8 protein-coding genes are annotated in these 11,731 nt (G+C 73.4%); 7 read left to right on the forward strand and 1 reads right to left on the reverse strand.

Annotation, left to right across the window (positions count from 1 at the left end; genetic code table 11):
• The first annotated feature begins 61 nt into the window (after positions 1-61).
• From AB0L59_RS30860 to cobI, 7 genes are read left to right on the forward strand one after another with little or no spacing between them, the layout of a single operon-like run.
• Entirely contained in the window at positions 62-1,006 is a 945-nt protein-coding gene (locus tag AB0L59_RS30860; RefSeq protein WP_365589914.1) for a cobalamin biosynthesis protein, read from the forward strand.
• A complete protein-coding gene (locus AB0L59_RS30865; RefSeq protein ID WP_365589915.1) occupies positions 1,003-2,511 on the forward strand; it encodes a cobyric acid synthase in 1,509 nt (502 codons plus the stop codon). The genes AB0L59_RS30860 and AB0L59_RS30865 overlap by 4 nt, the downstream gene beginning before the upstream one ends.
• A complete protein-coding gene (cobN, locus tag AB0L59_RS30870) occupies positions 2,508-6,161 on the forward strand; it encodes a cobaltochelatase subunit CobN (RefSeq protein ID WP_365589916.1) in 3,654 nt (1,217 codons plus the stop codon). Before AB0L59_RS30865 ends, cobN begins: the two co-directional genes overlap by 4 nt.
• On the forward strand, positions 6,158-8,158 hold the full coding sequence (locus AB0L59_RS30875; RefSeq protein ID WP_365589917.1) for a putative cobaltochelatase: 2,001 nt from the start codon (positions 6,158-6,160) through the stop codon (positions 8,156-8,158). The genes cobN and AB0L59_RS30875 overlap by 4 nt, the downstream gene beginning before the upstream one ends.
• Complete coding sequence (gene cobO, locus AB0L59_RS30880) at positions 8,158-8,757, forward strand: cob(I)yrinic acid a,c-diamide adenosyltransferase (RefSeq protein ID WP_365589918.1); 600 nt, start codon at positions 8,158-8,160, stop codon at positions 8,755-8,757. Before AB0L59_RS30875 ends, cobO begins: the two co-directional genes overlap by 1 nt.
• A complete protein-coding gene (locus tag AB0L59_RS30885; protein WP_365590011.1) occupies positions 8,754-10,130 on the forward strand; it encodes a cobyrinate a,c-diamide synthase in 1,377 nt (458 codons plus the stop codon). The genes cobO and AB0L59_RS30885 overlap by 4 nt, the downstream gene beginning before the upstream one ends.
• Positions 10,127-10,876 (forward strand): precorrin-2 C(20)-methyltransferase, encoded by a 750-nt coding sequence (gene cobI / locus AB0L59_RS30890; protein ID WP_365589919.1) that lies wholly within the window; start codon positions 10,127-10,129, stop codon positions 10,874-10,876. Before AB0L59_RS30885 ends, cobI begins: the two co-directional genes overlap by 4 nt.
• Positions 10,877-10,890: 14 nt before the next feature.
• Here the strand turns inward: cobI and AB0L59_RS30895 are convergent, their stop codons facing one another.
• Positions 10,891-11,625: a ZIP family metal transporter gene (locus AB0L59_RS30895; protein WP_365589920.1), complete on the reverse strand. Its 735-nt coding sequence runs from the start codon at positions 11,623-11,625 to the stop codon at positions 10,891-10,893.
• Positions 11,626-11,731 lie beyond the last annotated feature (106 nt).

Below are 11,731 nucleotides of genomic sequence, written 5' to 3' on the forward strand. Positions count from 1 at the left end.
ATGCCCGGCTGCCGAAGGACCCCTGCCAGGCCCGCTCCCGCACCCACGGCCGGCTGAGCCGATGGGTGCCGATCGCACTTATGCGTACGGCGCCGCCGCCGGCCTTCTCGGCGACCTGCTCCTCGGCGATCCGCGCCGCGGGCACCCGGTCGCCGCGTTCGGGCGTGCGGCCGCTGCCGTGGACCGCGCGTTGTGGCACGACCACCGCGGCTGGGGTGCCCTGCACACCGTCGTGTGCGCCGGTGGCGCCGTCGCGCTCGGCACGCTGGCCGCACGGACCGTGCGCCCCTCCCCCGCCGCCTCCGCCGCGCTGACCGCCGCCGCCACCTGGGCGGTCGTGGGAGGTACGTCGCTCGCCCGGGAGGCCCGTGCCGTCGCTCGCGCCCTGGAGCGCGGGGACGTCGAGGCGGCGCGGGCGCGGCTGCCGCATCTGTGCGGCCGGGATCCGCAGGCCCTGGACGCGGACGGGATCGCCCGGGCCGTGGTCGAGTCGGTCGCCGAGAACACCTCCGACGCCGTCGTGAGCGCGCTGACGTGGGGCGCGGTGGCCGGGGTGCCGGGGCTGCTCGGCTTCCGCGCGGTCAACACCCTGGACGCGATGGTGGGTCACAAGTCGCCCCGCTACCGGCGCTACGGCTGGGCCTCCGCCCGGCTCGACGACCTGGCCGGCTGGCCGGGGGCGCGGCTGACCGCCGTACTCGCCGCGGCGGCCGGACCCGACCCGCGCGGCGCCCTGCGCGCCTGGAGGGCCGACGCGGCCGAGCACCCGAGCCCCAACGCCGGGCCCGTGGAAGCGTCGTTCGCGGGGGCGCTGGGGGTGCGGCTGGGCGGCACCTTGTCGTACGCCGGCCGGGTCGAGCACCGCCCCGTGCTCAACGGGCAGGCCGGACGCGCCGTCCGGGTCAGCGACATCGACCGGGCCGTACGGCTCTCCCGCCGCGTCGGCCTGCTCGCGCTCGGCGTCTCCCTCGCCGCGCGCCGACTCGTGAAGGGACGTGGCAAGTGAACGGGGGTCTCCTCGTCGCCGGCACCACCTCCGACGCCGGCAAGAGCGTCGTGACGGCCGGGATCTGCCGGTGGCTGGTGCGCCAGGGCGTGAGGGTCGCGCCGTTCAAGGCGCAGAACATGTCGCTCAACTCCTTCGTGACCCGTGAGGGCGCGGAGATCGGGCGGGCGCAGGCCATGCAGGCCCAGGCGTGCCGGATCGAGCCGACCGCGCTGATGAACCCGGTGCTGCTCAAGCCGGGCGGCGAGCAGAGCAGCCAGGTGGTGCTGCTGGGCAGGCCGGTGGGCGAACTGAGCGCACGCGGGTACCACGGGGGGCGGCAACAGAAGCTCCTCGGCACGGTCCTGGACTGCCTGGCCGCCTTGCGGGGCACGTATGACGCGGTGATCTGTGAGGGGGCGGGCAGCCCGGCCGAGATCAATCTGCGCCGGACCGACATCGTGAACATGGGGATCGCGCGGAACGCGCGACTGCCTGTGCTGGTGGTGGGGGACATCGACCGCGGGGGCGTCTTCGCCTCGTTCTTCGGGACCGTCGCCCTGCTCTCCCCGCAGGACCAGGAGCTGGTCGCCGGTTTCCTGGTGAACAAGTTCCGCGGTGATGTCTCCCTGCTGGAGCCGGGCCTGGAGATGCTGCACGGTCTCACCGGGCGCCGCACCTACGGCGTCCTGCCGTTCCGGCACGGGCTCGGCATCGACGAGGAGGACGGGCTGCGCGTCTCGCTGCGCGGCGCGGTGCGCGAGTCCACCGTCGCTCCGCCGGTCGGCGAGGACGTGCTGCGGGTCGCCGTGTGCGCGATCCCGCTGATGTCCAACTTCACCGACGTCGACGCGCTGGCCGCCGAACCCGGGGTCGTGGTGCGGTTCGTGGACCGCCCGGAGGAGCTCGCGGACGCGGATCTGGTCGTCGTACCGGGCACGCGCGGGACCGTACGGGCGCTGCAGTGGCTGCGCGAGCGGGGTCTTGCGGACGCGCTGGTCCGGCGAGCCGCTCAACACCGGCCCGTCCTCGGCATCTGCGGCGGCTTCCAGATCCTCGGCGAGCACATCGAGGACGAGGTCGAGTCGCGGGCCGGCGCGGTCCCGGGGCTCGGTGTGCTGCCCGTACGGGTGCGGTTCGCCCGGGAGAAGACCCTCACCCGGCCGACCGGAAAAGCCCTCGGCGAGCAGGTCGACGGGTACGAGATCCACCACGGCGTCGCCGACGTCACCGGCGGCGAGCCCTTCCTGGACGGCTGCCGGGTCGGCCAGACCTGGGGCACGCACTGGCACGGTTCGCTGGAGTCGGACGGCTTCCGGCGGGCCTTTCTGCGCGAGGTGGCCGCCGCCGCGGGCCGCCGCTTCGTGCCGGCCCCCGGCACCTCCTTCGCCGCGCTGCGCGAGGAGCAGCTCGACCGGCTCGGCGACCTGATCGAACAGCACGCGGACACGGACGCGCTCTGGCGGCTCATCGAGTCGGGCGCGCCGCAAGGACTGCCTTTCATCCCACCGGGAGCGCCTGCATGAGCACAGTGTTGTTGTTGTCGACCGCCGACACGGATCTGCTGGCGGCCCGGGCCTGCGGAGCGGACTATCGCATCGGCAACCCGACCCGGGTGGACGTCGAGCACGAACTGCCGGGTCTGCTGGAGCGTGCGGACCTCGCCGTCGTGCGGCTGCTGGGCGGCAAGCGCGCCTGGGAGGAGGGGCTGGCCGCACTGAAGGCGGCGGGCATCCCGACCGTGCTGCTGGGCGGCGAGGCCGTCCCCGACGCCGAGCTGATGGCCGAGTCCTCGGTGCCGGCCGGTGTGGTGGCGGAGGCGCTGACGTACCTGGTCGAGGGCGGACCCGCGAACCTGCTGGAGCTGTCCCGGTTCCTGTCGGACACCGTGCTGCTGACCGGTGAGGGCTTCGAGGAGCCGCGGAGGATGCCGGAGTACGGCGTCCACGGCTCCTACGAGCTGCGGGACGGCCGTCCGACCGTGGGCGTGCTCTTCTACCGGGCGCACGAACTGAGCGGCAACACCGCCTTCGTGGACGCCCTGTGCGAGGCGATCGAGGCCAAGGGTGCCAACGCCCTTCCCGTCTACTGCGGTTCGTTGCGCGGGGCGGACGCCGGGCTGTACGAGCTGCTCGGGAAGGCCGACGCGCTGGTCGCCACCGTGCTGGCGGCCGGCGGCACGCACGCCTCGCAGGCCTCGGCGGGCGGCGACGAGGAGTCCTGGGACATCGGCGCGCTCGCCGACCTCGACATCCCTGTGCTGCAGGGACTGTGCCTCACCTCCTCGCGGGCCGCGTGGGAGGAGTCGGACGCCGCCCTCTCCCCCATGGACGCGGCGATGCAGGTCGCGATCCCGGAGTTCGACGGCCGGCTGATCACCGTGCCGTTCTCCTTCAAGGAGCAGGGTCCGGACGAGGTGCCGGTGTACGTCGCCGACCCGGAACGGGCCGCGCGAGTGGCCGGAATCGCCCTGCGGCACGCGCGGTTGAAGCACAAGCCGAACGCGCAGAAGAAGATCGCGCTGGTCTTCACCGCGTACCCGACCAAGCACTCCAGGGTCGGCAACGCGGTCGGTCTGGACACGCCCGCGTCGGCGGTGCGGGTGCTGGACGCGCTCCGGGACGCCGGTTACTCGCTGACCGAATACCCCTCCGGCGGCGACGAGTTGATCCACCGCCTGATCGAGGCCGGCGGCCATGACGTGGAGTGGCTGACGGAGGAGCAGCTCGCGGCGGCGCCCGCGCGGGTGCCGCTGGCGGACTACCGGGCGTGGTTCGAGAAGCTGGACTCCGAGCTGCGGGACGCGATGTCCGAGGCGTGGGGCGAGCCGCCGGGCAGCCTGTACGTCGACGGCGACGACATCGTCCTGGCCTCCCTGCGGTTCGGGAACGTCGTCGTGATGATCCAGCCGCCGCGCGGCTTCGGTGAGAACCCGATCGCCATCTACCACGATCCCGACATGCCGCCGTCGCACCACTACATGGCGGCCTACCGCTGGCTGGAGCACGGCTTCGGCGCGGACGCGATCGTGCACATGGGCAAGCACGGCACGATGGAGTGGCTGCCGGGCAAGGGGCTCGGCCTCGGCGCCGGCTGCGCGCCGGACACCGTCCTCGGCGACCTGCCGCTGGTCTACCCGTTCATCGTCAACGACCCCGGCGAGGGCACCCAGGCCAAGCGGCGCGGGCACGCCACCGTGGTGGACCACCTGGTGCCGCCGATGGCCCGTGCCGACACCTACGGCGACCTGGCCAAACTGGAGCAGTTGCTGGACGAGTACGCGCTCGTCTCCGATCTGGACCCGGCGAAGGCCCCGGCCGTCCGCGCCCAGATCTGGACCCTGGTCAAGGCGGCCGAGCTCCACCACGACCTGCACGTGGACGAGCAGCCGGACGACGACGCGTTCGACGAGTTCGTCATGCACATCGACGGCTATCTGTGCGAGATCAAGGACGTGCAGATCCGCGACGGCCTGCACGTCCTGGGCGGCGGCCCGGTCGGCGAGCCGCGCGCGAACCTCGTCCTGGCCGTGCTGCGGGCGTCCCAGGTGTGGGGCGGGCAGGCGAACGCCCTGCCGGGTCTGCGGGCCTCGCTCGCCGCCCACTTCGGGCTGGACGAGAAGGAGTTGCTGGGCCGGCCCGGTGCGCCGGTGAAGGTGCCGGTCGAGCTGACCGACCTGGTGGAGGGGCCGTCCCGGACGGCCGCCGACGCGATCGACCTGCTGGAGCAGCTGTGCCGGCGGATCGCGGAGGGCCTGGAGGAGCGGGCCTGGGAGCGCACGGCCGTACCCGCCGTCCTGCGGGGCGCGCTCGGTGCCGAACTCCCCGAAGCGGTCGCCGTGTTGGAGTTCGCCTGCGACGAGGTCGTACCGCGCCTCGCCCGCACCACCGACGAGATCGGGCACATCCTGCGGGCCCTGGACGGCGGTTACGTCCCGGCGGGGCCGTCGGGCTCCCCGACCCGCGGTCTGGTCAATGTGCTGCCGACCGGGCGGAACTTCTACTCGGTCGACCCCAAGGCCATTCCGTCGCGGCTGAGCTGGGAGGTCGGCCAGTCGCTCGCCGACTCCCTGGTGCAGAGGTATCTGCAGGACACGGGCGAGTACCCGAAGTCCGTCGGCCTCACGGTGTGGGGTACGTCCGCGATGCGTACCCAGGGCGACGACATCGCCGAGATCCTGGCGCTGCTGGGCTGCCGTCCGGTGTGGGACGACGCCTCGCGCCGGGTCACCGGCTTCGAGGTGGTCCCGCTTCAGGAGCTGGGCCGGCCGCGCATCGACGTCACGGTCCGTATCTCCGGGTTCTTCCGGGACGCGTTCCCGCACGTCGTCGGCCTGATCGACGACGCCGTGCGGGCGGTGGCGGAGCTGGACGAGCCCGCCGGGAGCAACTTCGTGAAGGCCCACGCCGACGAGGACAGCGCCGGGCACGGCGACCGGCGCCGCGCCACGGCCCGTATCTTCGGCTCGAAGCCGGGCGCGTACGGCGCCGGCCTGCTGCCGCTGATCGACGCCCGCAACTGGCGCAGCGACGCGGACCTGGCCGAGGTGTACGCCGTCTGGGGCGGCTACGCCTACGGGCGCGGGCTCGACGGGCGGGCGGCGCGCGGCGACATGGAGACGGCGTTCAAGCGGATCGCGGTGGCGGCGAAGAACGTCGACACCCGCGAGCACGACCTGGTCGACGCCGACGACTACTTCCAGTACCACGGCGGCATGGTCGCCACGGTCCGGCACCTGACCGGCGCCAACCCCGAGGCCTACGTCGGTGACAGTGCCGTACCCGACCAGGTGAGGACCCGCACGCTGGGCGAGGAGACCCACCGCGTCTTCCGTGCCCGCGTGGTCAACCCCCGCTGGATGGCGGCCATGCGCCGGCACGGCTACAAGGGCGCCTTCGAGATGGCGGCGACCGTGGACTACCTGTTCGGGTACGACGCCACGGCCGGCGTGGTCGACGACTGGATGTACGAGAAGCTCAGCGCCGAGTACGTCTTCGACCCGGAGAACCGGGACTTCATGAAGAAGTCCAACCCGTGGGCGCTGCGCGGGATCACCGAGCGGCTGCTGGAGGCGGCGGACCGGGGCCTGTGGGCCGAGCCGGACGCGGACACGCTGGAGCGGCTGCGGGCCACCTACCTGGAGCTGGAAGGCGACTTGGAGGGCGACGACCAGTGACGACTCCCTTTCCTTTCACGGCTGTTGTCGGTCAGGACGACCTGCGGCTCGCACTGCTGCTGAACGCGGTCAGTCCCGCCGTCGGCGGTGTGCTGGTGCGGGGCGAGAAGGGCACGGCCAAGTCGACGGCCGTACGGGCCCTCTCGGCGCTGCTGCCGGAGGTCGCCGTGGTGCCCGGCTGCCGCTTCTCGTGCGCTCCGGCGGCACCGGACCCGGGCTGCCCCGACGGTCCGCACGAGCAGGGGCCGGGCGGGCACAGGCCGGCGCGGATGGTCGAGCTGCCGGTCGGCGCCTCCGAGGACCGGCTGGTCGGCGCCCTGGACATCGAACGGGCGCTCGCCGAGGGCGTGAAGGCGTTCGAACCCGGCCTGCTGGCCGACGCGCACCGCGGGATCCTGTACGTCGACGAGGTCAACCTGCTCCACGACCACCTGGTCGACCTGCTGCTGGACGCGGCGGCCATGGGCGCCTCGTACGTGGAGCGCGAGGGTGTGTCCGTACGGCATGCCTCGAAGTTCCTGCTCGTCGGCACCATGAACCCCGAGGAGGGCGAGCTGCGGCCGCAGCTGCTGGACCGGTTCGGGCTGACCGTGGAGGTGGCGGCCTCCAGGGAGCCGGACCAGCGGGTCGAGGTGGTGCGGCGCCGCCTGGCGTACGACGACGACCCGGCGGGTTTCGCCGCGCGGTGGGCCGAGGAGGAAGCCGCCGTACGGCAACGGATCGTGGTGGCCCGGGAGCTGCTGCCGCAGGTGCGGCTGGGCGACGGCGCGCTTCGGCAGATCGCGGCGACCTGCGCGGCCTTCGAGGTGGACGGCATGCGCGCCGACATCGTGATGGCGCGTACGGCGACGGCGCTGGCCGCCTGGGCCGGGCGCACCGACGTCCTCGCCGAGGACGTGCGGCAGGCGGCGCTGCTGGCGCTGCCGCACCGCAGGCGCCGTAACCCCTTCGACGCGCCGGGGCTGGACGAGGACAAGCTCGACGAGACGCTGGAGCAGTTCTCCGCGGGGAGCGAGGGCGACGACGATCCCGACCCGGACGGGCCGGGAGGTGGCGGCGGGCAGCCGACGCCCGGCGACGGACCCCAGGGAGGTGGGGATACCACCGCGCGCCCGGAGGCCGGTGAGGGCGGCGAACCGCAGGCGGCAGGCTCGCGGGAGCAGTCGGCCGTACGGGCCGCCGAGCCGTTCCGTACCAAGGTGCTGAGCGTGCCCGGGATCGGGGAGGGTGCCGCCGGACGGCGGTCACGGGCGCGGACCGAGCACGGCCGGACCACCGGGGCCCGGCGGCCGCGGGGAACGCTGACCAAGCTGCATCTCGCGGCGACCGTGCAGGCCGCCGCCCCGCACCAGCGGGCGCGCGGCCGGTCGGGGCCTGGGCTGCTGATCCGCCGGGACGATCTGCGGCAGGCGACCCGCGAGGGGCGTGAGGGCAACCTCGTGCTGTTCGTGGTGGACGCCTCGGGATCGATGGCGGCGCGGCAGCGGATGAGCGCCGTGAAGGGCGCCGTGCTGTCGCTGCTGCTGGACGCCTACCAGCGGCGGGACAAGGTGGGTCTGGTGACCTTCCGCGGTTCCGGCGCGGACGTGGCGCTGCCGCCGACGTCCTCCGTCGATGCCGCGGCCGTACGGCTGGGGTCGCTGCCGACCGGGGGGCGCACGCCGCTCGCGGCCGGGCTGCTGAAGGCGCACGAGGTGCTGCGGGTGGAGCGGCTGCGGGATCCGGCGCGGCGGGCACTGGTCGTCGTGGTGACCGACGGGCGGGCGACCGGTGGTCCTGAGCCGGTCGCGCTCGCCGGGCGGGCGGCGCGGCTGTTCGCGGCCGAAGGGGTCGCCTCGGTGGTCGTGGACTGCGAGTCGGGGCCGGTACGGCTGGGGCTGGCCGGGCAGCTCGCGGGTGAGCTCGGCGGTACGGCCGTCACGCTGGACGAGCTGCGGGCCGACTCGATCGCCGGTCTGGTCAGGGATGTGCAGGGGACGTCGAGGAGGGCCGCGTAGTGCCGCAGGGACAGCCGAGTGTCGTACCGGACGACGGCCTGACGACCCGTCAGCGCCGCAACCGTCCGCTGGTCGTCGTGCACACGGGCGTCGGCAAGGGCAAGTCCACCGCCGCGTTCGGGCTCGCGCTGCGCGCCTGGAACCAGGGGTGGCCGATCGGGGTGTTCCAGTTCGTCAAGTCCGCGAAATGGAAGGTCGGTGAGGAGAACGCGCTGCGCGTGCTCGGCGCCTCCGGGCAGGGCGGCACCGTCGACTGGCACAAGATGGGCGAGGGCTGGTCGTGGGTCCAGCGGGACGCCCAGATGGACAACGAGGAGAAGGCCCGGGAGGGCTGGGAGCAGGTCAAGCGGGACCTGGCCGCCGAGACCTACCGGCTGTACGTGCTGGACGAGTTCGCCTACCCGATGCACTGGGGATGGGTGGACACGGACGAGGTCGTGGACGTGCTGCGGAACCGGCCCGGTACCCAGCACGTGGTGATCACCGGGCGCAACGCCCCCGAGAAGCTGGTGGACTTCGCCGACCTCGTGACCGACATGTCCAAGGTCAAGCACCCCATGGATGTGGGGCAGAAGGGCCAGAAGGGCATCGAGTGGTGACATCGTCGGTGCCTCGGCTGGTCATCGCCGCGCCCACCTCGGGCAGCGGCAAGACCACCGTCGCCACGGGGCTGATGGCCGCGTTCGCCGCGCGGGGGCTCGCCGTGTCCCCGCACAAGGTCGGGCCGGACTACATCGACCCCGGGTACCACGCGCTCGCGACCGGGCGGGTGGGGCGCAACCTGGACGCCTACCTGTGCGGGCCCGAGCTGGTCGCTCCGCTGTTCCTGCACGGGGCGCAGGGGTGCGACCTGGCCGTGGTCGAGGGCGTGATGGGGCTGTACGACGGGGCGGCGGGCGAGGGAGAACTCGCGTCCACCGCCCATGTGGCCAAGCTGCTGCGGGCGCCGGTGGTGCTCGTCGTCGACGCGTCCTCGCAGTCGCGGTCGGTGGCGGCCCTGGTGCACGGGTTCGCCTCCTGGGATCCGGAGGTGCGGGTCGGGGGCGTGATCCTGAACAAGGTGGGCTCCGAGCGGCACGAGTCACTGCTGCGGGAGGCCCTGGAGTCGGCTGGGGTGCCTGTTCTGGGTGTGCTGCGGCGGGTTCCGCAGGTGGATACGCCGTCGCGCCATCTGGGGTTGGTGCCGGTCGCCGAACGGCGCTCCGACGCGATCGACTCCGTCGGGGCGATGGCTGCGCAGGTGTCCCGTGGCTGCGACCTGGCGGCGCTGGAAGCGCTGGCCCGTACCGCGGGCACCCTCCCAGGGGGCTCCGACGCCTGGAGCCCCGCCTCGCCCACCGACCACCCGAAACCTTCGGCTGAGATGCGTGCGCCCGTGGTCGCCGTCGCCGGTGGGTCCGCGTTCACCTTCTCCTACGCCGAGCACAGCGAACTGCTCACCGCCGCCGGAGCCGAGGTCGTGACCTTCGATCCGCTGCGGGACGAGCAACTGCCCGAAGGCACCAGCGGGCTGGTCATCGGCGGCGGATTCCCCGAGATGTACGCGGGTGAGCTGTCCGCCAACGAGCCGCTGCGGAAGGCCGTCGCCGAGCTGGCCCTCGGCGGCGCCCCGGTCGCCGCCGAATGCGCCGGACTGCTCTACCTCTGCCGGGAGTTGGACGGGCAGCCCATGTGCGCAGTGCTGGACGCCACCGCGCGGATGACGGAACGGCTGACCCTGGGCTACCGGGACGCCGTGGCGGTCGGGGACGGTTCGCTGGCCGCCGCCGGGACGCGGATGCGGGGGCACGAGTTCCATCGCACCGTCGTCGAGCCCGGCGCCGGGCCCGCTCCCGCGTGGGGGGTGCGGACGCCGGTACGGCGGGTCGAAGGTTTTGTACAGCAGGGCGTGCACGCGAGTTATCTGCACACGCACTGGGCGTCCGAGCCCGGTGTCGCCCGTCGGTTCGTGGAGAGGTGCCGGACGTCATGAGCAGCAGGCTGGTGGGGGTCGGGGTCGGTCCCGGTGATCCGGAGCTGGTGACCGTCAAGGGGGTCAACGCGCTGCGGGCCGCCGAGGTGGTCGTCGTACCCGTCATGGCCGCACCTGACGGGAACGACGGCGGGGAGCGCGGCCGGGCCGAGGCGACCGTGTTGCACTACGTGCCCGAGGACAAGGTCGTGCGGGTGGTGTTCGCGCTGAACGAGCGGACCGACCGGGCGCGCCGCGAGGCCGCCTGGGACGCGGCGGGCGAGCGGGTCGCCGAGCTGCTGCAGCGGCACGCGTCCGTCGCTTTCGCCACCATCGGCGATCCCAACGTGTACTCGACGTTCACCTACCTCGCGCAGACGATCGCCGAGCTGGTGCCGGGCGTCGTCGTGGAGACCGTGCCCGGGATCACCGCCATGCAGGATCTGGCGGCGCGCTCCGGTGCCGTGCTGACCGAGGGCACCGAGCCGCTGACGCTGGTGCCGGTGACGGCCGGGTCCGCGGTGCTCAAGGACGCGCTGGCCGGTCCCGGGACCGTCGTCGCGTACAAGTTCGGGCGGCAGGCCCGCGAGGTCGCCGAGGCGCTGCGGGAGACCGGGCGGCTGACGGATGCCGTATGGGGGTCGGCGCTGGGCCTGCCCGAGGAGTCGGTGCGGCCGGCCGGTGAGCTGGACGGGACGCCGCTGCCGTATCTGTCGACGCTGATCGCGCCCCCGCGGCGGGACGGCGGGCGGGGCGGGAAGCTGTGAGGCGGCCGGCCGGGTCAGCCGCCGGAGAGGCCGACCACCAGCCAGATGAAGGCCGCGCCCGCCACCGTGCACAGCAGGGTGGAGCGGGCGGGGTGTTCGTGGTGGGCCTCGGGCAGGATCTCGGCGGCGGCGAGGTAGAGCAGCACGCCGCCGAAGAGGCCCAGGTAGCCGCCGAGCAGCGCCTCGGGGATGTGGAAGAACACGGTCGACAGCGCCCCCAGCAGGGGTGCGCAGGCGTCGGCCACCAGCATCGCGATCGCACGCCGGCGGGCGTTGCCGTACAGGCTGGTGATGGTGAAGGTGTTGAAGCCGTCGGCGAAGTCGTGCGCGATCACGGCGAGCGCGACGGCCGTGCCCATGCCGCCGCCCACCTGGAAGGCGGCGCCGATCGCCACGCCGTCCATGGCGCTGTGCCCCACCATCGCACCGGCCGCCGTCAGGCCCACCTCGGGTGCCCGGTGATTGTGTCCCTCGGCGCCGCCGTGCGCGGCCTGGCGGGCTGCCAGGGTGCGTTCCACCAGGTGGGCAAGCAGAAAGCCGGCCACGAAGAGCAGCAGGGCGGCGGGCACGCCGAAGATCTCGCGGTGGGCCGCGTGCAGCGCCTCCGGCAGCAGGTCCAGGCCGACCACGCCCAGCATCAGGCCGCCGGCCAGTCCCAGGACGAGATGGCGACGGTCGGTCACGCGCTGTGCCGTCCAGCCGCCGGCCAGCGTCATCAGGAACGCGCCGAGCGCGACGAAGACCGCCATAGGCACTTGCTATCCGATCGAGGGCCCTTCGCGCACATCCAGCGCCGCGCACACTCCCCCAGACCCTGACATTTCACCGATTCCGACTTGCGTTTTCGACGTTCCA

The sequence above is a fragment of the Streptomyces sp. NPDC052109 genome (genome assembly GCF_040680195.1).
In the GTDB taxonomy this organism is placed as follows: Bacteria; Actinomycetota; Actinomycetes; order Streptomycetales; family Streptomycetaceae; genus Streptomyces.